This is a genomic window from Pandoraea aquatica (assembly GCF_902459565.1).
Taxonomy (GTDB): Bacteria; Pseudomonadota; Gammaproteobacteria; order Burkholderiales; family Burkholderiaceae; genus Pandoraea; species Pandoraea aquatica.
The window spans coordinates 16,663-36,924 of the sequence record NZ_CABPSN010000014.1 but is presented as its reverse complement, the minus strand read 5'-3'; the positions used below and the strand labels follow the sequence as shown (position 1 = coordinate 36,924).

Sequence of the window (20,262 nt, the reverse complement as noted above, 5' to 3'; positions counted from 1 at the left end):
GGCATCACGTCGCAACGCGGCGCTCGCCACCCCCGCCATGCCGGATTTGTGAGGTCATTGCCATGCCCGCCAAGTCGTCTGCCGCACTGGAACGCCGCTCGTCTCAGTCCCCTCGAAGCGCTCGCGCCACCTCGTCTGCCGCCACAGGAGAAGCCCCGTGGCTGGCCGCCAATCCGTGGCTCGCGAATCTGCCGTGGATGTCGGCCGCCGCCGAGTACGCCGTCGACGCGTGGCAACGCAGCGTGCTGTTTGCCGATGTGATGCGTCAGCGCGGCAATCAGTATCAGGAACATCTGGCCGAATCCGCCCCCAACGTGCTCGATTTCGACGCCGAGGTGATTCTCGACGCCCACGACCTGCCGCGTCCCTGCAACTATTGCCTGATGCGCATCGTGCCACCGAAGGACACGCCCACGCTGCCCAACGCGCGTCCGTTCGTCGTGGTCGATCCACGCGCGGGACACGGCCCGGGCATCGGCGGTTTCAAGCCCGACAGCGAGATCGGCGCGGCGTTGCGCGCGGGTCATCCGTGCTATTTCGTCGGCTTCCTGCCCGACCCCGTGCCCGGCCAAACGGTCGAGGACGTGATGCGCGCCGAAGCGGCGTTTCTCGAGAAGGTCATCTCGATGCACCCGGAAAGCGCAGGCAAGCCGGCGGTCATCGGCAACTGTCAGGCCGGATGGCAGATTCTGATGACGGCCGCGATGCGCCCCGAGCTGTTCGGTCCGATCATCGTGGCGGGTGCACCGGTGTCGTACTGGGCCGGCTGGCGCGGACGCAATCCGATGCGCTATTCCGGCGGTCTGCTCGGCGGCAGTTGGCTCACGGCATTGACGAGCGATCTCGGCGACGGCCGCTTCGACGGCGCGTGGCTGGTGCAGAACTTCGAGAACCTCGATCCGGCGAACACGCTCTGGCGTAAGAAGTACCACCTGTACGCGAACGTCGATACGGAAGCGCCGCGCTATCTCGGCTTCGAGAAGTACTGGGGCGGGCACGTCTTCCTGAACGCGCAGGAGATGCAGTACATCGTCGACAACCTGTTCGTCGGCAACCGGCTCACGAGCGCGGAGCTGATCACGAGCGACGGCATCCGGCTCGATCTGCGCAACATCCGTTCGCCCATCGTGGTGTTCTGCTCGTACGGCGACAACATTACGCCGCCCCCGCAGGCGCTCGGCTTCGTGACGGACATGTATCGCGACGACGCGGAAGTGCTCAGTCACGATCAGACCATCGTCTACGCCACGCACGACAGCATCGGCCATCTCGGCATCTTCGTGTCGGGCAGCACGGGCCGCAAGGAGCACCGAAAGTTCGTCAACAACATCGATCTGATCGACGTGTTGCCTGCGGGCATCTATCAGGCGCAGATCGCCGACAAGACGGACGACACGCTGCACGGCGAGCTGGCCGAAGGCGATTACGTGATGTCGATTCAGCGCCGCAGCGTGGAGGACGTGCGCGCCATCGTCCAACCGGACACGCAGAGCGACCGCCGTTTCGCGGCGGTGGCGCATCTGTCCGACATTCATCTGGGGTTGTATCGCAGTCTCGTGCAGCCGTGGGTGCGTGCCGCGGTGACGCCGACGTCAGCGTACTGGCTGCGGGTGCTGCATCCCCTGCGGGTGAGTTACGAGCTTTGGTCGGATCGTAATCCGTTTGCCGTGCCGTTCGCCGAGAAAGCGGAACGGGTGCGGGAGACGCGTCATACGGTGTCGCCCGACAATCCGTTCCTCGCGTTCGAAACGGCGGTGTCGACGGCGATCGAGCAGTCGCTGAACTTCTACCGCGACATACGCGACGACGGCTACGAGAAGGCGTTCGAGACGATCTACGGCCAGCCGTGGGTGCAGGCACTCGCCGGGTTGCATGGCAGCGACGGCACGGCGGTGCGAGTGCATCCGGGCACGTCGCCCGAGCATGTGGCATTCGTGAAGGAAGCGCTGGAGCTGCGCCGTCACGAGGTGCGTCAGTGCGGTGTGCTGGAAGCGGGGATTCGCGCGCTGCTCTGGGTGCACCGTCTGCATGGCGAAGCGGACGAGCGGCAGTTCAATCTCGCGCGTTCGTTGCCACGTGGCGATGCCGAGATTTCGATTGAGCGTTTCCGCGAGATCATTCGACGTCAGGCCGGTTTGCTGCGCATGGCCCCGAATGCTGCGATGGAAGCCATTCCGGGCATGCTGGCGCATGCGTCACCCACGTCGATTCGGTTGGTGGCGAAGGCCGTGAAGGATCTGAGTTTCGCGGTGCCGCTGGAGGATGGCGAACAAAACGATCTGGAACGCGTGCTCGCCGTCTTCGAACGGGCCGCGCAAAAGCGCGAGGCCGACGTGGGAGAAGCACGACCGACGAGCGCAGCGGCCAAGCCCCGCGCCACGGCGAGTCGCAAGGCGACGCCACGTGTGGCAACACCTGCCACAACACCGCGCAAGCGAACCCCCGTCGCGAAGAAGGTCACCACGACGGTAGCCGCCAAAACTACGCGGACGTCGCGAGCGAAGAAGACAACTTAGCCATCGACATGGCGGCGATGCGCGACGCGTCGCCGCCATGCACTCCATCGCCCGCAGGCACGAACAATCGCGCCACCAATCCCCCACCCTCGCGTGGCTCGAACTCAAGCGTTGCGTCGAAACGCCTCGCAATCGCCTGCACAATGGAAATACCCAACCCGGCACCTTCGCCCCGCTGACGTCCCTGATCACCTCGCCAGAACCGCCGACCCAGTTGCGCCGTATGGGCAGCAGCAAGGCCCGGGCCCCGGTCCCTTACCTCAATGCAGTAGCTTCGGTTCGGCTCGTCCGCCGTCACCGATAACGTGATCTCGCTGCTCTCCGGGGAATAGCGCATGGCGTTGTCTAGCAGGTTTCTTAGCGCCGTCGCCAGCATTGAACGCGGTAACACCGATCCCGTGTCTATCGCTGAAATGCTAATCATGATCCTGCCACTTCGACGACGGACCGGGGCACCTTTCCCCTGCTCAGACATTGACCCAACTCGCATTGAAAAGGCGCCCCGATCCGTCTCTCCCATTTCAGTCAACACCTCCTCGATTACCTCCGTCACCGACTCGCAAATGTCGTGCTCATGGATCGGCGCTTCCGTCCTCGCCAACGTCATCAATTGATCCAACGTGTGGCCTAATCGCTTCACACCATTGCTCGCCTGCTGCAACGCCTGCTTCGATGCACTCCCCTGCGTCAACGCCGCCACCTGCAAATGCGTGTCGATCGCCGTCAACGGCGTGCGCAACTCATGCGCCGCACCATCCGTGAACGCCCTCTGACCCGCCAACGTCTGCGCCAACTGCTCCAGCCAACCATTCAGCGCCGTTACCACCGGCTTCAATTCCTTCGGCGCTTTGCCAATATCCACTGGCGTCGTGTCGTCAGTGCGCTTCCCGCGCAACGTTGCGCGCAATGTCTCCAAAGGCTTCAGGCCCCTTCCGATTCCGATCCATAACGCGAATAATCCGCCAATGACCGCAATCAGGAACGGAATGCCCGCCGCCCGCAACATGCCATTCGTCAACACAGCCCTACGCTTGACGAGGTCCGCCGTCATCACCTGATATCCCCCCGCGTCCTGCAACACATAGATGCGCCAGCTGCGGCCGTCTATCTCCCTCGTGCTGAAGCCCGTCGGCAACGTCATCGCCGACGTCTTCGGACTGCCGTCGGTCTGCGCCAGCACCGCGCCCTGCAACGATCGGATTTCGCAAGCGATGCCGTCGTTACCCCCCGCACGAATGACCTCGCCCCAATCTCTCGGTTCAGGATGCGGCGAGAATGCCGCACGCGCCATCAACCCCGCCACCATGTTGGCCGACATTGCCAGACGCTCGTCGAGCGCTTCGTCAAGACTCGCGCGCACACCACGCATCATCCATCCCGCCGCCGCCATCCACAGCGCGATCAGCGCCACACCAGCGATCAGCACCGCCCGAAGTCGAAGACTCATGACAAGGTCCATCCCAACCGGTATCCCAGGCCGCGTGCGGTCTGGATGGCGTCGCACCCCAACTTGCGACGCACGTTATGTATGTGAACGTTCAGCACGTTGCTGTTGACGCGCTCCGTCATGCCGTAAAGCCGCACGTGCAACATGTCGGGCGACAACCACCGACCCCGGCTGCTCGCCAGATACGCGAGCAGATCGACTTCGCGACGCGACAGCTCGACGGGCGCGCCGTCGAGCCACGCCAACCCGCTCGCTGGATCGAGCATCAAAGGACCGGCCTCGATGATCTGCGCGGCGCGGCCATGCGTGCGTCGCACCAAGGCGTGCAAGCGCGCCGCCAGTTCGCGCAGGTCGAAGGGCTTGCTCATGTAGTCGTCGGCCCCGGCGTTCAACCCCGAGATCCGGTGTTCGATGCCGTCGCGTGCCGTGAGGATCAACACCGGTACGTCCGGCTCGACGGCGCGAACGCTGGCGATCAGGTCAAGGCCGTCGCCATCGGGCAGGCCGAGATCGAGCACCAGCGCGTCGAAGCTGTTCTCGGCATGCGCCGCCATGGCCGCCTCGCCGCAGGCGGTCGCCTCGACGTGTATTCCCAAAGTCGAAAGCCCCGCAACGATGCCGCTTGTAATCAGCGGATCGTCCTCTACCAACAGTACTCGCATGGATTCACGCCTCTCCTAAGCGTCTCCGACGCCACTTTCACGCATCGGAACATGTTACGTATATCGCGCATCGTGTTGATGCAAGGTGGACGGTGAGAGGACGTGTTAACTCTCGCTTAATCGTCCTCCGCCACGCTCTGTCTTGCTTCGACCGACCCGAGGAGGACAGATTGCTTCGTCGAATAGTTTTCATCTTTGTGATTTTGCTCAGTGCGCTCGGCGCGCTTCGCGTCACCCTCGTGACGCCCGCCTCTGCCGCGCTGCCGTGGCAGTCCGGCGATCAGGTGCTCGACGTCTCCCAAGTACTGCGTCTGGATCCACCGCGTCGCGAAGGCGACGGTTTTGTCATCGGCGGCAAGATTGCTAAGGATCACTACGTTTATCGTCATTCGATTCGCGTCGAAGACACCAACGGCAAACCGGTCCCGTTCTCGCTGCCCGACGGCACGAAGCATGTCGACGAGTTCTTCGGGGAGAGCGAGATCTACTATGACGACGATCTGCAACTGAAGTTGCCGTCGGCGACGTCGGATGTCGTCATCCTTCATTGGCAAGGCTGCGCGAAGGCTGGCGTCTGCTACCCCCCGCAGAAGATGAGAATTTCGCTGTCCGGCGATACCCCGGCTGCCGAATCGAGGGATGCTTCGTCGATGCTGGCGGCCCTCACTTCCCCGGCCGAAACCTCAGGTTCGGCGGTGTCAGAGCAGACGTCGGACGACGTCGCCGTCAACGCGGCCACCACGGCGACTACCCCTGAAACGACAGGTGACACCGAGTCGCTGGCCGCCGATCAGGCCGCTGCCGCCCAACTTGCAGCGCTCGATCCCATCGCCGCGAAGTTGCTGTTTTTCGGCTTCGGTCTGCTGCTGGCGTTCACGCCGTGCGTGCTGCCAATGGTGCCCATCGTCTCGACGATGATCGTCGGCAACCGTCCGTCGCCGTGGCGCGCTTTGGCGCTCTCGTCGTCGTATGTCGTCGCGATGGCGCTCACCTATGCCAGCGTCGGTGTCGCCGCCGCCTTGGCCGGGGCCAATCTCCAGGCGACGCTGCAAGCGCCGTGGCTCCTGAGCGCATTCGCCGCCCTCTTTCTGGTCCTGGCTGCGTCGTTGTTCGGGCTGTTCGAACTGCGCCTGCCCGCGTTCATCATGGATCGCCTGGACGCCGCCGGGCGCAACCGTACGGGCGGCAGTCTCGCCGGCGCGGCCGCGCTCGGTTTCCTCTCCGCCCTGCTCGTCGGCCCGTGCATGACGGCACCGTTGGCGGGCGCACTGCTCTACATCAGCCAGACGGGCAATGCGTGGCTGGGGGGTAGCGCACTCTTCGCAATGGGCCTCGGCATGGGCATGCCGCTACTGGCGATTTCGCTGTTCGGCGCGCGCGTCCTGCCCCGCCCGGGACCGTGGATGGTGCGCGTACGTATCGCCTTCGGCTATGTGATGGCGGGGATGGCCATCGAGATGCTCAGCCGTTTCCTGCCCGGACACGTGACCCTCGCGCTGTGGGGCGCACTTGGCGTCGGTCTGGCCGTCGGTATCGGCGGCTGGGCATGGGCGCTTCGCGGCAAGCCTGCGGGCTGGACGCTCGTGTTCACCTCGACGCTCGCCGCACTCTGGTCGATACTGCTGCTGGTCGGTGCGGCCTCGGGCGGTGAGTCGCTGTTGCGTCCGCTGGAGCGGCCGGCGGGCGCCGCGCTCGCCGCCAACGCTGCAACGGGGCAGCGCGCAGGGAAGTCGGTGGATTACGTCAGCGTCAAATCCGCACAGGACGTGGACGCGCGCATCGCGCAAGCCGCCGCCCAAGGGCAATGGACCCTCATCGATTTCTACGCCGACTGGTGCGTGAGTTGCCACGTCATCGAGCGCAACGTGTTCGGAGATCCGGCAGTGGCCGCGCGTCTTGCACGCATGCAGGTGCTGCGTCCCGACGTCACGAAGAATGACGACGTCGATCAGGCGCTGATGAAGCGCTGGGGCGTGATGGGGCCGCCCACGCTCATCCTCGTCGATGCGACGGGCAAGGAGGTGCGCGCGCACCGCATGGTCGGTGAAATGACCGCACAGACGTTCCTGCAACGGCTCGATGCGGCACAAAACACGGAGGCTTCATGATCGGACTCGGCCCGTTCTCCGCGAAGACGGCAGCCCTCGCGGCGGCGGCCGTCCTTGCGTGGCTCGTCGCGCGCTATCTGCTGCGCAAGACGGATGCGCCATCGCGACGCGCCGGTGCAAGCGTGCTGCTCGACGCGCTTTTCATCGGACTGTTCGTCGCGCGTGCGGCCTACGTCATCCGCTGGTGGCCGGAATACGCCGCGCGGCCATGGTCGTTCGTGGCGATTGGCGACGGCGGTTTCAACGTCTGGGCCGGCGCCCTCGCCGCCCTTGCATGGGGTCTCTGGCGCACACGCCGTGATCGAACGCAGCGGCGGCCGATGCTCGCGGGCATGGCCGCAGGTCTCGCGATCTGGGGCGTGATGCTCACCGGCTTGAGCGTTGCACTGCGCGACGCGCCGCCACTGCCATCGCTCACGCTCTCCACGCTCGACGGCCGTGCCGTCGCACTGGACAGTCATCGAGGTCAGCCCATCGTGATGAATCTCTGGGCCAGCTGGTGCCCGCCGTGCCGACGCGAAATGCCCGTGCTGGCGCAGGCGCAGACGGACTATCCCGGCGTGCGCTTCCTGATGATCAATCAGGGCGAGTCGGCGCAGACGGTGGCCGAGTTCGTGCAATCGCAAGGGTTGACGTTCGACCACCTGCTGCTCGATCCCCAGTCGCAAGCGATGCACGCCGCCGGGGCCCGGGCACTGCCCACCACGCTGTACTTCGATACGACCGGCCGTCTGGTCGAAGCGCATCTCGGCGAACTGACGGCCGCGCGTCTGCGCGACACGCTGCATCGGCATCTCGAGCAAACGCCGACATCCCGCACGGCCAGCACGTCCAAGGAGTGATCCGCGCGGGTTTGCAAGCGCCTGACGCTCACCGGCGAGGCAACAACGACGGCGGTCCGCCCCGGCATGGCTGACGGCGCACCGTCGCAGAATCGTCTAAGACTGACCGCCGTCAGGCGCACATTCTTGCGGAAATCGACCATAAGACGCCCGAATTTCGTCGAATGGCCGCTTTTTGCGACACCCGTTCACGGCGCGCCGGAGTTGCTGCTACAATCGGCATCACCATGAAGTCGCATCAGTCTTCCTCCCTCCTCTGGTCGCCCCTGACCGCCGCCCTGCGCTGGTGGCGGTAACCCGCCACGTCTATCTCATCCCCATAGCGCCCTCCCCCGCGGATCGCGAAGTCAATGTGGGGGCACGCTCAGGGGACACGCGCAAATTCCATGCGTTCGACAATCCTTTGTCACCAGACGAACAGGGACCATCATGCTGCTGATGATCGACAACTACGACTCGTTTACCTACAACATCGTCCAGTACTTCGGTGAACTGGGCGAAGACGTTCGAGTCTTCCGTAACGACGAAATCTCGCTCGACGCCATTGCCGAGCTTGCCCCCGACCGCATTTGCCTCTCGCCAGGCCCGAGCTGCCCCGCCAACGCAGGCATTACGCTCGACGTCCTCAAGCGCTTCGCCGGTGAAATCCCGATTCTCGGCGTCTGCCTCGGCCATCAGGCCATTGGCGAAGCGTTCGGCGGCAAGGTCATTCGCGCGCAACAGATCATGCACGGCAAAGTAAGCGAGATCGAAACCACGCAACAAGGCGTGTTCGCGGATCTGCCCAAGCGCTTTACGGTCACCCGTTACCACTCGCTCGCCATCGAGCGCGCCTCGTTGCCGGACTGTCTCGAAATCACCGCATGGACGGACGACGGCGAGATCATGGGCGTGCGCCACAAGACGCTCGACGTCGAAGGCGTGCAATTCCACCCCGAATCGATTCTGTCGGAGCATGGCCACGCCGTGCTGCGCAACTTTGTGCAAGCTGCGCCGCGTGCGGCCATTGCCGCCTGAGACATCCCCAAGGGCGCGCCTGAATCAGCGAATCAGCCGACGCGCCGGATACGAAACGACAGAGGAGAGGACAACCAATGATTACCCCGCAAGAAGCGCTTCAGCGCACGATCGAACACCGCGAGATCTTCCACGACGAGATGCTGCATCTGATGCGTCTCATCATGAAGGGCGAGATCTCGCCGGTCATGTCGGCCGCGATCATCACCGGCCTGCGCGTGAAGAAGGAAACCATCGGCGAGATCGCCGCCGCCGCGCAAGTCATGCGCGAGTTCGCCAATCACGTGGACGCCCCCGCCGACGAACATTTCGTCGACATCGTGGGCACCGGTGGCGACGTGTCGCATACGTTCAACATCTCGACGGCCTCGATGTTCGTGGCCGCCGGCGCAGGCGCTAAGGTCGCCAAGCACGGCAACCGTGGCGTCAGCTCCAAGTCGGGCAGCGCCGACGTACTCGAAGCGCTCGGTGTGAACATCATGCTCTCGCCCGAGCAAGTGGCCGAGTGTCTGCGCGACGTCGGCATCGGCTTCATGTTCGCCCCGAATCATCATCCCGCGATGAAGAACGTGGCCGCCATCCGCAAGGAAATGGGCGTGCGCACGATCTTCAACATTCTCGGCCCGCTCACGAATCCGGCCGGCGCGCCGAATCAGCTGATGGGCGTGTTCCACCCGGATCTGGTCGGTATTCAGGTGCGCGTGATGGAGCGTCTGGGCGCGGAGCACGTGCTCGTCGTCTACGGCAAGGACGGCATGGACGAAGTCTCGCTCGGCGCGGCCACGCTCGTCGGCGAGTTGAAGGACGGCAAGGTCACCGAGTACGAAATTCACCCGGAAGACTTCGGTTTGCAGATGGTGAGCAATCGCAGCCTGAAGGTCGGCAGCGCCGAGGAATCGAAGGCGATGCTGATCGACGCGCTCAACAACACCGAAGGCACCGCCCGCGAGATCGTGACGCTCAACGCCGGGACCGCGCTCTATGCGGCGAACCGCGCGCCGACGATTGCGGACGGCATCAAGATGGCACGCGAATCCATCGCCAGCGGCGCGGCCCGCGAAAAGCTCCACGAATTCGTCACGTACACGCAACGCTTCAAGGCGTAACCTTCAGCAGCCCCTGAGTCATCTACCGATATGTCTACCGTTCTCGACAAGATCCTGGCCGTGAAGGCCGAAGAAGTCGCTGCTGCAAAGCGCGTGCGTGACCTCGCGAGCCTGCGCCGCGACGCAGAAGCAACCGTTGGCGACAGCGCGCTGCGCACCCGCGACTTCGTGGGCGCACTGCGCACGAAGATCGACGCCGGCCTGTCCGGTGTCATCGCCGAAATCAAGAAGGCCAGCCCGTCGAAGGGTGTGATTCGCGAGAATTTCGTGCCGCCCCAGATCGCTGAGTCGTATCAGCAGGGCGGCGCGGCTTGCCTGTCGGTACTCACCGACGTGCAGTTCTTCCAGGGCGCGCCCGAGTACCTCAAGGCCGCGCGCGCCGCGTGCGATCTGCCGGTCCTGCGCAAGGACTTCATGATCGACGCGTATCAGGTGTACGAAGCCCGCGACATGGGGGCCGACTGCATTCTGCTGATCGCGGCTGCGCTGGAACTCTCGCAAATGCGCGATCTCGAAGCGCAGGCGCACGAGCTGGGCATGGCGGTGCTCGTCGAAGTGCACAACGGTCAGGAGCTGGACGCCGGGCTGGAACTGCGCACGCCGCTGCTGGGCATCAACAACCGCAACCTGCACAACTTCGAAGTCACGCTCGACACGACGCTCGGCCTGCTCAAACATATCCCGCAGGATCGTCTGGTCGTGACGGAGTCGGGCATCCTGTCGCGTGACGACGTCACGCGAATGCGCGCGGCCAACGTCAATGCCTTCCTCGTCGGCGAAGCCTTCATGCGCGCGCCCGAGCCGGGCGACGCACTCGCCACCCTGTTCGACATGCCCCGCTGATCGCACTGACACCCATGGCCATCGAACGCGAACTCAAACTAGCCCTTCCGGGCGACCTCCCCGCAGCACGCGCCGACGCGCTGATTGTGCACCTCGACCGTTTGTCCGGCGCCGAGGCGCGCGGCGAACGTCATCTCGTCAATCGCTATTTCGATACGCCGGATCTGGCGCTCGCAAGCGCCAAGGCTGCGCTGCGACTGCGCTACGTCGCTCGAGACGGTCATGCCGGACAGTGGTTGCAAACGCTCAAGTCGGTGGGTGAAGCGCGCGATGGACTGCATGTGCGTCACGAGTGGGAACAGGCCGTACAAGGCGAGGCGCTTGAACTCGCGCCGTTGATCGCCGCTTGCGATGTCCCGGCGACGGCCGCGCTATTGCAAGCCGAAGGCACGAAGGTCGTGGCGCAGTTCGAAACGAACTTCATGCGACGCCTGTGGCGCTACATCGCGGGTGACGGCACGGCCGTGGAAATCGCGTTCGATCGTGGCGAAGTCGCCGTGCAGGCCAACGGCCAGCGTCACACGGAACCGCTCATCGAAGTGGAACTGGAATTGCTGGACGCTCCGGACGACGACCACGAAGGTCAGGGCGAACGCATTCTGCAAGCGCTCGCCCAGGACCTGCGCGCGGTGATACCGGAATTGCACAGCGACAACGTCAGCAAAGCGCAGCGCGGCTATCGTCTGCGTCAAAAGGTGCTGGGCGGTTGACGGCTCAACTGCCCTTACTTCGTTAAACCCGACGCATTCAGCAAACCCCGTCAGCAGACTCAGCACACATCACGCATGGCATCACGCTCACGCACGGCAACCGCCCCGAACTCTGACGAGACGCGACAAGGCTCTCTCTTCGGCGAGACGAACGACAAGGACAAGGGGAGCATCGCTCGCACTGCGCCCGCCCGTCCGGCTGACAGCGGCGAAAGTCCCGACATCGTCGCCGGTCCGTTGAAGGGCCGCGTCGAGGATCAGTTCGCGGCGCTCCCCGACGCGTGGAAAACGCTGGTCGCACCATTTGTGCAGAGCAACGCTTACGCCCCGCTTTGCCAATACGTCGACGCGGAAGTCGCAGCGGGCAAGACCGTCTATCCGGCAGACATTTTCCATGCGCTGCGCATGACGTCGCCGAAGGACGTGAAAGTCGTCATTCTCGGGCAAGACCCGTATCACGGCGACGACAACGGCATTGCGCAGGCGCACGGCATGGCGTTTTCGGTGCAGCGCGGCGTGCGCGTACCGCCGTCGCTGCGCAACATTTACAAAGAGATCGAGCGGGATCTGGGCATCGCGCCGCCGTCGCATGGCAACCTCGACGCTTGGGCGAAACAGGGCGTGCTGCTGCTGAACACGACGCTCACGGTCGAAGCGGCCAATGCCGCAAGCCACGCGAAGCCGTTCAAGAAAGGCGGATGGCAAGCCTGTACGGATACGTTGCTTTCCGGCCTCGCAGAACAGCAAGGCCCGCTGGTGTTCCTGCTGTGGGGCAGTCATGCGCAGGCGAAAGCGCCCCTGCTCGGCGGTCACGGCCATCTGTTGCTCGAAGCGCCACACCCCTCCCCGCTCTCAGCCCATCGCGGCTTCCTCGGCTGCGGCCACTTCAGCGCCGCCAACACCTTTCTCGAAAAGCACGGCAAGACGGCCATCGACTGGCAGGTACCGGCGTAGTTCGTCACGCATCAAAATGTCGGTCAAAGCGATCATTCCTGCGGATTTTCTGGAAAATGATCGCTATAGCTGACGAAAGTCCGCAGTGAACCGAAGTTTCGATGGTTTCATCCATCGAAATATACGATCCCGCATACATTTTTAAGCATTTACATACAAAAGTGATGCCATTACACTCCCTTTCCGTAATGAGAATCCCTATCAATCTCATTAACAAAAACTACTAAACCGTGCGTTACCTGGCCTGCGAAGTGTCCGAAGGTGGCGCCGCAGCTGGAACACACGTATGTCTACCGCCTTTCAGACGCGCGAGCGTCTGCTCGCCGTCGCCTGCGCCCTAGTCGTCGCTGGCAGCTTCGCCACCCAATCCGCTCACGCTCAAACGCCGGCTAACACCTCGGGTGCCACGGGTGCCGCCGACGCTGCGCCGCAAGCCACTGGCTCGACCAACGCCCCGGCCGTCGCGCTGCCGACAACACAGGTCAACGACAGCGCCGTACCGTCGGCCATGCAGACGAAAACGCTGCCGTCGTACAAATTCGTCGCCCCGCTGCGCGACACGCCGCGCTCGATCACCGTCATTCCCGAAGAGCTGATCAAGCAGACGAACGCCACGACCTTCGCCGACGCGCTCAAGACCGTGCCCGGCATCACGTTCATCGGTGGCGACGCTGCTGCGAACCCGTCCGCCGACCGTCCGGTCATTCGCGGCTTCGAATCGCGCAACTCGATCTTCGTCGACGGCATGCGTGACTCCGGCGTGCAGAATCGCGAAACGTTCGATATCGAGAACATCAGCGTCATCAAGGGCCCGGACTCGGTCTACGCCGGACGTGGCGCCGTGGGTGGCAGCATCGACATCACCACGAAGACGCCGCGCCTGGAAGACTTCACCAATGCAAGCTTCGGTCTCGGGACCAACAGCTACAAGCGTCTGACGTTGGACGTGAACCGCCAGGTGAACGACCAGACCGCCGTGCGCCTGAACGTGATGGGTCACGACGCCGATCAGGCCGGTCGCAACAACGTCTACAGCAAGCGCTGGGGTATCGCCCCGTCGGTGGCGTTCGGCCTGAACAGCCCGACGACCGTCACGATCAGCTACTACCACCTGAATTCGTATGACATGCCGGACTTCAGCGCACCGTTCCGCTCGGCGGGCGGCACGCCGGACGGCGGCTTCCAGCGCAACCAGTTCTACGGTCTGAACAACCGCGATTACCGTCGCGGTCAGACGGACACGGGCGAAATCAAGGTCGAGCACCGCATCAACGACACGTGGAAGATCAAGAACACCACGATGGTCGGCCGCTCGACGCTCGACTACGTCGCCACGAACCCGCAGTTCCAGTCGGCCACGTCGAACATCATCTCGCTGCAAGCCAAGAGCGGTAAGTACGCCACCAATAGCATCGCCAACCAGACGGAACTGACCGGCAAGGCCACGCTGTTCGGCTTCGAGCACACGCTCACGACAGGTCTGGAGTTCAGCAACGAGCAAAGCCGTTACGAGGGCTATCTCGTCGCGGACAGCGCGGGGAACAACATCCGCTCGGGCGGTCCGTGCTCGGTCGCGTACAACTGCACGACCATCGGCAACTGGAACCCGGACAATCCGTGGACCGGCAGCCTCACGCTCAATGGCGACAAGGCCTTCCCCGGTGCGGCCACCAACACGCGCACGAACACCGCATCGGCCTATCTGTTCGACAGCGTGAAGCTCTCGGAGCACTGGCTCCTTAACGCCGGTGCGCGCTTCGACCGCTTCGACGTGAGCGCCGTGCAAGCGGGCGCACCCAACCTGAACAACACCTCGAACCTGTTCAGCTTCCAGCTGGGTTTGGTCTACAAGGTGCTGCCGTCGTTGAGCCTGTACGCGTCGTACGGCACGTCGGCCAACCCGCCGGGCGCGAACAGCGGTCTGGGCGGCGGTACCGATCAGATCACGTCGACCAACAACAATCTGTCGCCCGAACGTAGCCGCAACATCGAAGTCGGCGCGAAGTGGGACGTGATCGACCAGCGCCTGTCGCTGACCGCAGCCCTGTTCCAGACGGACAAGACGAACGCTCGCGTCTCCGACGGTCTGGGCGGCACGATCAACGCCGGTAGCCAACGCGTGCGCGGTGCCGAACTCGGCTGGGCAGGCAATCTGACGAACCACTGGCGTGTGTTCGGCGGTTACTCGCACCTGAACGCGATCACGACCGACGCCGGTCCGGCCGCTGCGCCGGGTTCGAACGGTCTGCCGATGGTGATGGTGCCCAAGCACAACCTGACGCTGTGGACCGACTACGAAGTGATGCCGAAGCTCACGCTCGGCGCAGGCATGACGCTCTCGAGCCTGACCTATGCGTCGGTGTCGTCTACCGTTCGCAAGTGGACGCCGGGCTACGCCCGCTTCGACGCGGTCGCCACCTACCGCGTGTCGCGCTCGGTCGATCTGCAACTGAACGTGCAGAACATCTTCGACAAGAAGTACTACGCCAGCGCTTACCCGATCTACGCCACGTGGGCACCGGGCCGTACCGCCATGCTGACGCTGAACTTCCATCAGTAATCGTGTTGTTGCCGGCCCGCTCACCTCGCTGATCGGGCTGACGCAGGAAATCCGGCGACTGCCGGGTTTCCTGCAAATCCCTCCCGCTCCTTCCGCCGCGCCCCGCTGTCCCTCACCTGCCCCTCCCCTGTCCGGCCTCGATTCGTCGTTACAGCGAATCCTGATTTCAAACACCCGACTCACATCGTCCGTTTCATTGTGTGCCCCCAGTCTGCGTGACATGATGACGCCGCGTTGCAGACGGGAGGCCATCCGAGCGTCCCCGCAACGGAAAACAATCAGAAGACGTTCGTCATAACGCAGTTTGCCTATTCGTACGGGGGTTCGAGATGGCAAATCGGGGAGTCACTGTCACCGCGTGTGCCAATGCCGCGCGGTCGTTCGTTATCGTTGTCGCCGTCGCCGCACTCGCGGGATGCTCTGCGATTCAGTTCCGTAGCAAAGACTCGCTGCAAAGCGCCGCCGACGGTTTCGACGCGGCAGTCAAAGCGTCCGCCGACGCATTCGATACCGAACTCAAATCTCGCCCCCGCGTGCGACGCATCGAAGCTGTCGAGTACTACGTGCAAACACGTCAAGTGAAAGGAACCGCGGTTCGTATCTTCGACATCGATGCCGACGACCCTCAGGGTTCTTTCGCCCGATTCGTCTGCGCCGGCACGGACGACTTCATCAGAGAGAAAGCCGCACTGTCGTTCGACACGGCGTATTCCAGCGGCCTCAAACAAGTGCTCGCCGAGGGCGACAATTCGATCGGCGGTCAATGGTCGCGCTTTCAGGCGCTGCGCAAACCGATCACGGTCCCCGGCATTCCTGACGGCACGTTTCCCAAGAACGCCGTTGCCGCCTGTGCTGCCGATCTGAAAAAACGCCTGATCGACTGGAAGCAGGGACGTCCGTCGACAGCCGTGTCTACGGAAGCAGCCACCGCTGTCATTCCGGTGGCTGTCGCCGCCTATAAGGCCATCGCCGCGCTCATTCAAACGGGATTGACCGCCTACAACGACATGGCGGCCAAGGAACGCTTCGTCAAGTATGTGAACGAATTCCATCCCCAGTTCGAAGCGGTCATGAACAACGACTTCAAGGAGTCGACCGTGGCCGACGCCTGGAATCGTCGCCAGATCGCGTCGTTGCAACGTCCCTATGCGACGTTCCTTAAGCTGTTGCTCACGCCCGCCAAGAATGCCGATGACGACATTCGTGTTCGCGAGCTCGGCATGCTGGCCAACGAACAGCTCGCCGAATACGACGCCCTGCACGCCAGTCCGTCACCGGTCCTGTTACGTAACAAGCTGATCGGGGCCGAGAGCCAGTTGGTCACGCTGGTCAACGACAAACATGTTTCGATCTCCGAGCTGGTCGCATTCTTCAGGGAACTGAAGGACGACTTCGACAAGGCCAAGACGCAGTACGTCGCCGCCGACGCTGCGGTGCGCGCCGTTCCGGAGGCATGGAAACAATGAATCGGTCCAATCTTGGGCGGGCAATCGGCGCGCTGATCGCCGGCTATGCACTCCACGCGGGGGCACAGACGCAGGCCCCGAACGTTGCCACCTCTGCTGCCACGCAGGCCCGGCAAGAAGCCGTGTCGCTCGACGTGAAATCGCAGTTGCAGCTTCAGGATCTCGCGCTGAAGAAAGAGCAGGCGGTGTGGCTGAAGAACTCACAGACGCCGCTCGTCGCCGCGAAGGTGCAGGAGATCGATCAGGCGCGCAGCAATATCGCCGCCGCCACGCGCTTGCTCGACGGCGAACCGCCGCAATCGCTCAAGGATCTGAAGGAGAAGACGGAGACGATTCGCGTCGTCACGCGCCCTGTCTATGGCGTGTGCTCGGGCGTACCGTGGGCCAACGATCAGATGACTGCGTGGCGTAGCTGGCGCGATTACATCGGCGACGTGTCGTCGCCTCTCGCCACGGTGGCGAAAAGCGTCGGCGTGATCTTCCAGTATTACCAGCCGGACGCCGCAGCGAAACCGACCTATATGAGCGTGGGAGCGACCGCGTTCGTCGTAGGCAAGTCTCACATCATCACGAATCGGCATGTTCTGCAGAACTATGCCTATATCGACAACCAGGGGGCGTGGCGTCTCTATGGCAAGCAGTTGCTGGTCGTATCGTTCCCGCTGGAGTATTCGAGTTGCGTCACGCGCTCTGCGCAGCGAGATGTGCGCATCGTCGCGATCGAAGCCGTGGGCGGCGACGGCGAGAACAACGACTACGCCATTCTTCGGACGGAAGACAATGCGCTGCCGCCTGCCGCTCCGCTGGCCCCCAACTTCAATCTGACCGAAGGTTCGCGTGTTGCCGTTATCGGATATCCGTCGCGTCCGGTAAGTTGTGCGGGGGCCGATGCCGGGGACGATTGCACCTATCTGTCGGAGAAGCAGATCGATACGATGTTCAGGTTGCCGGATAGTCAGATCCCGTTCCCCGCCGAACGCATCGCACCGGGCATGTTGCTGTTGAACCCGAGTCTCGACCCGCAACAGTTCTCCTACGACTCCTCGACATGGGGTGGCAATTCCGGTTCGCCTGTCGTGCGCCTGTCCGACGGGATGATCGTCGGGCTGCATTACGGCGGCTATGGGGGAGACAGTGAAAAGGCGACGTACAACAACGCCATCAAAGTCGACCGCATCCGCAAAGCGCTTGCCGATGCCGGTGTGACTCAGTAGTTACGTAGGCAGTAGTTACTTCGACTCGACGCAAACGGGCGTGAGCACGCCCATCGCGCCTTGCTGATAGCGGCGCGTGAGCCCGACCAGATCGGCTTCGTCGCGTGCGGCGAAGTTACCGCGATAGACCACGGGGGCGTCCAGCGGCTCGCCGCCGGCGAGCATCAGTCGTGCGCCGCTGCGTCCCGCCAGTTGCCATGTGCCGGGCGGTAACAGCAACGCCTGAACGCTGCCTTCCGCACGTAAGGGGTGTCCGGCCACCGCCGCATCACCCTGCGCGATCAACGCGACCCAACGGCGGCCATCGCACGGAATGTCGAGGGTCCGAACGGCGTCGGCGTGCCAGTCGAGTTGCAGCAGCGTCGTGCAACCACCGTCGTTGCGCTCCACCGCGTGTTCCGCCCAACGTCCACAGATCAACGTCAGTTCGACGTCGCCCTCGCGCCAGCGCGGCATCGCCTCGGCGCGCACGACCGTCTGCACCGGTGCGCCATGCGGATGCTGTCCAGCACGATTGACGACCATGCGCACGCCGCGCACCGAAGCGCATGCGTTCTCCGGAACGTCTTCATGCACCGTGCCGCAATTCGTTTCCAGCCAGAGCAGATCGCCGGGATGCAGCGTGTCGTCGCCCCCCTGCGCGTGACGGCAGCGCAGCGACGTCGTGGATTCGGGAAAGAGATACGTCGCCACCACACACCCGGCATGCGGATGCGGCGGAATGCACGCGCCGTAACGACGGAAGAGGTCGATCGACAGGAACGGGTCCGTGTGCTCGACCTGATCGAAAACACCCGCCCCCGCCGCAGCCGCACATCGGCCGGGACGGGAGACGGGAAGCACGCGCGGGATGGCGTTCGCACCGGCATGGGCGGCCGGGCGCTTGGTCAGACGCGGATGCAGGGGCGTCGGATTGGCCATGGGGGAACCTGCGCGTGCGGGAGAAGCAACAGCGATTCGACGATTACAGCGCGGCGATGGCTTCGCGGGCACCGGCGAATGCGGCAGCCGCCGATTCCGGACCACGTGCGAGGCCTTCGGCGTAGATGAACGTCACGTCCGTCATGCCGAGGAAGCCAAGAATCGTCTTGATGTACGGGGTCTGGCTGTCGGCCGGCGTGTCCTTGTAGTTGCCGCCGCGCGCGAACGCCACGATCACCTTCTTGCCCTGAATCAGGCCTTCCACGGTGCCGTCTTCGCGATAACGGAAGGTCACGCGGGCACGGGCGATCCAGTCGAAGTACGCCTTCAGTTGCGTCGGCACCTGGAAGTTGTACAGCGGCACGCCGAAGACGATGGTGTCGGCGGACTGGATTTCAGCGATCAGTTCGTCGCTGCGGGCGATGATGGCCTTTTGTTCGTCCGAACGTTGCTCTTCCGGCGTGAAGAACGCGCCGATCACAGCTTCGTCGAGGTGGGGCACGCCATCGGCGAGCAGGTCGCGCACAATGACCTTCGCGCCCGGGTTCTTGGCAACGAGTTGCGCCACGGATTCGTTAGCGAGCGTGGTCGAGTTAGCGCCTTGCGAGCGGGCGGCGGAATTGATTTGCAGAATGGTGGTCATGTCACTGGCTCCAGAGCCGGGGGTGTTCCCGAAAGTTCGTAAATCCGTTCGCGCCAGGCCCCCGGTTTGGGGTCGCCTTGAATTGCACGTCGGCTTGGGATGAATTCTAGTTACCCCCAAAAATGAAACAAGCCGGTAAAATCGAATTGTTTGTTCCTATTTTGGAACAATGAAGAAGCGCCGCAGCATTGAGGGGCAACCCTGGACATTTCGCTGCATCCTGGCGCGTCTTCATACCGAATGACCGCGTCACAGGGAGCGCGCGATGATTGACGATCTGAATGACATGCTGATCTTCGCGGAGGTCGTGCGCTCGGGCAGCATCACGCGGGCCGGCGAGCGGCTCGATCTGCCCAAGGCGACCGTGAGTCGGCGTCTGTCGCGGCTCGAAGCGCGCCTCGGCACGAAGCTGCTCCACAAGACCACGCGCCGGCTGGAACTGACCGAAGTCGGCGAAGCGTATTACGAGCGCTGCCTGCCGATTCTCGAAGAGGTGGAAGAGACGCGGGACTTCGCGTCACAGATGTCGAGCAAGCCACGCGGCCGTCTGCGCATCACCGCGCCGGCCGACTTCGCCACGCAATGGCTTGCCGTGCCGCTCGCGACCTTCTGCGCGGCATTCCCCGAAATCACTGTCGACGTGGACCTGAGTTCGCGTCACGTCGATCTGATTGCCGAACGCGTCGACGTCGCCATTCGCGCCGGTCAGCTTTCCGATTCCACTCTGGTGGCGCGCCCGCTCCTCAAGCTCACCCGCAGCCTTTACGCGAGCCCGCTTTATCTCACCGCGACGGGGCTGCCGGGCAGCCCGGACGAACTGGAGGGCCATCGCTTCATCATCCTGCAAGGCGCGCGACGTCTGTTCAACTCCGACACGCTGCACAAGGGGCGTCAACGCGTCGACATCACCATGCACGGGGCGATTCAAGCCAACAGCATGGGGATGGTCAAGGAGATGGCGCTCGCAGGCAGCGGCATCGCCGCGCTTACGGACATTCTTGCGGAAGACGCGCTCAAGTCCGGACGCCTCGTGAAGGTCCTGCCCGACTGGTCGTTGCCCGAGAGTTCGGTCCATCTGGTCACGCCGTCGCGACGCTTCCTGCCGCGCAAGACGCAGGCGTTCATCGAGCACATGCTCGCGGTGGCACGAACGTGTCCGGAGGAGAATCGCGACCCGTCGGTGCCGGGTCCGGCACAGAGCTGAGGGCGACGTTGAAATCCCGCGCTAAGAAACGGGCGCGGGACGATCACAG

General features: G+C 63.6%; 16 protein-coding genes. 12 read left to right on the top strand and 4 right to left on the bottom strand.

Annotated elements, in window-relative coordinates; translation table 11 throughout:
* Positions 1 to 197: 197 nt before the first annotated feature.
* The gene (locus PAQ31011_RS26125; protein WP_150578553.1) at positions 198 to 2,516 is read left to right on the top strand and encodes a DUF3141 domain-containing protein; all 2,319 of its coding nucleotides are present in this window, start codon (positions 198 to 200) and stop codon (positions 2,514 to 2,516) included.
* Here PAQ31011_RS26125 and PAQ31011_RS26120 read toward each other — a convergent pair.
* Positions 2,482 to 3,942, bottom strand: coding sequence for an ATP-binding protein (locus PAQ31011_RS26120; protein ID WP_246179802.1), 1,461 nt, complete (start codon positions 3,940 to 3,942; stop codon positions 2,482 to 2,484). The two genes, PAQ31011_RS26125 and PAQ31011_RS26120, sit on opposite strands and share 35 nt — an antisense overlap.
* Positions 3,943 to 3,959: 17 nt before the next feature.
* Positions 3,960 to 4,625 carry a response regulator transcription factor gene (locus PAQ31011_RS26115; protein ID WP_150578539.1) on the bottom strand — a complete coding sequence of 222 codons (666 nt, stop codon included), beginning with the start codon at positions 4,623 to 4,625 and terminating at the stop codon, positions 3,960 to 3,962.
* Between the two features lie 170 nt (positions 4,626 to 4,795).
* Between PAQ31011_RS26115 and dsbD the strand changes: the two genes are divergently transcribed.
* The 10 genes from dsbD to PAQ31011_RS26065 all read left to right on the top strand — a co-directional run bounded on the left by dsbD (position 4,796) and on the right by PAQ31011_RS26065 (position 17,445).
* Positions 4,796 to 6,733 carry a protein-disulfide reductase DsbD gene (gene dsbD / locus PAQ31011_RS26110; RefSeq protein ID WP_174990277.1) on the top strand — a complete coding sequence of 646 codons (1,938 nt, stop codon included), beginning with the start codon at positions 4,796 to 4,798 and terminating at the stop codon, positions 6,731 to 6,733.
* Entirely contained in the window at positions 6,730 to 7,575 is an 846-nt protein-coding gene (locus tag PAQ31011_RS26105) for a TlpA family protein disulfide reductase (RefSeq protein WP_150578538.1), read from the top strand. The genes dsbD and PAQ31011_RS26105 overlap by 4 nt, the downstream gene beginning before the upstream one ends.
* A 429-nt stretch (positions 7,576 to 8,004) precedes the next feature.
* Positions 8,005 to 8,592, top strand: a complete 588-nt coding sequence (locus PAQ31011_RS26100; RefSeq protein ID WP_150578537.1) for an anthranilate synthase component II — start codon at positions 8,005 to 8,007, stop codon at positions 8,590 to 8,592.
* Between the two features lie 77 nt (positions 8,593 to 8,669).
* Entirely contained in the window at positions 8,670 to 9,698 is a 1,029-nt protein-coding gene (gene trpD / locus PAQ31011_RS26095; RefSeq protein ID WP_150578536.1) for an anthranilate phosphoribosyltransferase, read from the top strand.
* 30 nt (positions 9,699 to 9,728) lie between these two features.
* Entirely contained in the window at positions 9,729 to 10,541 is an 813-nt protein-coding gene (gene trpC / locus PAQ31011_RS26090; RefSeq protein ID WP_150578535.1) for an indole-3-glycerol phosphate synthase TrpC, read from the top strand.
* A 14-nt stretch (positions 10,542 to 10,555) separates the two neighbouring features.
* Positions 10,556 to 11,251: a CYTH domain-containing protein gene (locus tag PAQ31011_RS26085; protein ID WP_150578534.1), complete on the top strand. Its 696-nt coding sequence runs from the start codon at positions 10,556 to 10,558 to the stop codon at positions 11,249 to 11,251.
* A gap of 75 nt (positions 11,252 to 11,326) precedes the next feature.
* Positions 11,327 to 12,205, top strand: coding sequence for a uracil-DNA glycosylase (locus PAQ31011_RS26080; protein WP_150578533.1), 879 nt, complete (start codon positions 11,327 to 11,329; stop codon positions 12,203 to 12,205).
* A gap of 286 nt (positions 12,206 to 12,491) precedes the next feature.
* Positions 12,492 to 14,765 carry a TonB-dependent receptor gene (locus tag PAQ31011_RS26075; protein WP_150578532.1) on the top strand — a complete coding sequence of 758 codons (2,274 nt, stop codon included), beginning with the start codon at positions 12,492 to 12,494 and terminating at the stop codon, positions 14,763 to 14,765.
* A 329-nt stretch (positions 14,766 to 15,094) separates the two neighbouring features.
* Positions 15,095 to 16,231, top strand: coding sequence for a hypothetical protein (locus PAQ31011_RS26070; protein ID WP_150578531.1), 1,137 nt, complete (start codon positions 15,095 to 15,097; stop codon positions 16,229 to 16,231).
* Positions 16,228 to 17,445, top strand: coding sequence for a trypsin-like serine peptidase (locus tag PAQ31011_RS26065; RefSeq protein ID WP_174990276.1), 1,218 nt, complete (start codon positions 16,228 to 16,230; stop codon positions 17,443 to 17,445). The genes PAQ31011_RS26070 and PAQ31011_RS26065 overlap by 4 nt, the downstream gene beginning before the upstream one ends.
* Positions 17,446 to 17,460: 15 nt before the next feature.
* On the opposite strand, the gene PAQ31011_RS26060 is transcribed toward PAQ31011_RS26065, so the two are convergent.
* A complete protein-coding gene (locus tag PAQ31011_RS26060; protein WP_150578529.1) occupies positions 17,461 to 18,366 on the bottom strand; it encodes a pirin-like C-terminal cupin domain-containing protein in 906 nt (301 codons plus the stop codon).
* 43 nt (positions 18,367 to 18,409) lie between these two features.
* On the bottom strand, positions 18,410 to 19,009 hold the full coding sequence (locus PAQ31011_RS26055; RefSeq protein WP_150578528.1) for an FMN-dependent NADH-azoreductase: 600 nt from the start codon (positions 19,007 to 19,009) through the stop codon (positions 18,410 to 18,412).
* Positions 19,010 to 19,274: 265 nt separating this feature from the next.
* Here PAQ31011_RS26055 and PAQ31011_RS26050 point away from each other — a divergent pair, with 265 nt between their 5' ends.
* Complete coding sequence (locus PAQ31011_RS26050; RefSeq protein WP_150578527.1) at positions 19,275 to 20,213, top strand: LysR family transcriptional regulator; 939 nt, start codon at positions 19,275 to 19,277, stop codon at positions 20,211 to 20,213.
* Positions 20,214 to 20,262 lie beyond the last annotated feature (49 nt).

What these genes read in the sequence shown, in the direction of transcription:
- PAQ31011_RS26125 (WP_150578553.1), top strand. Translation starts at nt 198, where the DNA reads ATGTCGGCCGCCGCCGAGTACGCCGTCGACGCGTGGCAACGCAGCGTG.
- PAQ31011_RS26115 (WP_150578539.1), bottom strand. Translation starts at nt 4,625, where the DNA reads ATGCGAGTACTGTTGGTAGAGGACGATCCGCTGATTACAAGCGGCATC.
- PAQ31011_RS26105 (WP_150578538.1), top strand. Translation starts at nt 6,730, where the DNA reads ATGATCGGACTCGGCCCGTTCTCCGCGAAGACGGCAGCCCTCGCGGCG.
- PAQ31011_RS26100 (WP_150578537.1), top strand. Translation starts at nt 8,005, where the DNA reads ATGCTGCTGATGATCGACAACTACGACTCGTTTACCTACAACATCGTC.
- trpD (WP_150578536.1), top strand. Translation starts at nt 8,670, where the DNA reads ATGATTACCCCGCAAGAAGCGCTTCAGCGCACGATCGAACACCGCGAG.
- trpC (WP_150578535.1), top strand. Translation starts at nt 9,729, where the DNA reads ATGTCTACCGTTCTCGACAAGATCCTGGCCGTGAAGGCCGAAGAAGTC.
- PAQ31011_RS26085 (WP_150578534.1), top strand. Translation starts at nt 10,556, where the DNA reads ATGGCCATCGAACGCGAACTCAAACTAGCCCTTCCGGGCGACCTCCCC.
- PAQ31011_RS26080 (WP_150578533.1), top strand. Translation starts at nt 11,327, where the DNA reads ATGGCATCACGCTCACGCACGGCAACCGCCCCGAACTCTGACGAGACG.
- PAQ31011_RS26075 (WP_150578532.1), top strand. Translation starts at nt 12,492, where the DNA reads ATGTCTACCGCCTTTCAGACGCGCGAGCGTCTGCTCGCCGTCGCCTGC.
- PAQ31011_RS26070 (WP_150578531.1), top strand. Translation starts at nt 15,095, where the DNA reads ATGGCAAATCGGGGAGTCACTGTCACCGCGTGTGCCAATGCCGCGCGG.
- PAQ31011_RS26065 (WP_174990276.1), top strand. Translation starts at nt 16,228, where the DNA reads ATGAATCGGTCCAATCTTGGGCGGGCAATCGGCGCGCTGATCGCCGGC.
- PAQ31011_RS26060 (WP_150578529.1), bottom strand. Translation starts at nt 18,366, where the DNA reads ATGGCCAATCCGACGCCCCTGCATCCGCGTCTGACCAAGCGCCCGGCC.
- PAQ31011_RS26055 (WP_150578528.1), bottom strand. Translation starts at nt 19,009, where the DNA reads ATGACCACCATTCTGCAAATCAATTCCGCCGCCCGCTCGCAAGGCGCT.
- PAQ31011_RS26050 (WP_150578527.1), top strand. Translation starts at nt 19,275, where the DNA reads ATGATTGACGATCTGAATGACATGCTGATCTTCGCGGAGGTCGTGCGC.